This window comes from Burkholderia sp. SIMBA_051, assembly GCF_046534915.1.
In the GTDB taxonomy this organism is placed as follows: Bacteria; Pseudomonadota; Gammaproteobacteria; order Burkholderiales; family Burkholderiaceae; genus Burkholderia; species Burkholderia ambifaria.
On sequence record NZ_JAWRXS010000680.1, the window covers coordinates 1 to 247 of the forward strand.

The following is a 247-nucleotide window of genomic DNA, read 5'->3' on the forward strand; positions in this document are numbered from 1 at the left end:
GGTGCAGGGGCCGATAGCGATATCAATGTGACCGGCAGCACTCTCAGCGCAGGTCACAATGCGACGTTGAACGCGCAGGGCGATATCAATCTGCAAGCTGCACAAAGTACGGACAGCCAACAGAGCAAGAACAGCGGATCGAGCGCCAGTATCGGCGTGACGTTCGGTGTCGGTAAATCGAACGGCATTTCGTTTCAGGTTGGCGTCTCAGGTACGAAAGGGCATGGCGACGGCAGCGATACGACTT

At 56.7% G+C, this 247-nt stretch carries 1 protein-coding gene; it reads left to right on the top strand.

Annotated features, from left to right (window positions below; translation table 11 throughout):
• Positions 1–247, top strand: a 247-nt coding sequence (locus tag SB771_RS36195) for a hemagglutinin repeat-containing protein (protein WP_410722185.1), incomplete at both ends; no start/stop codon positions are given.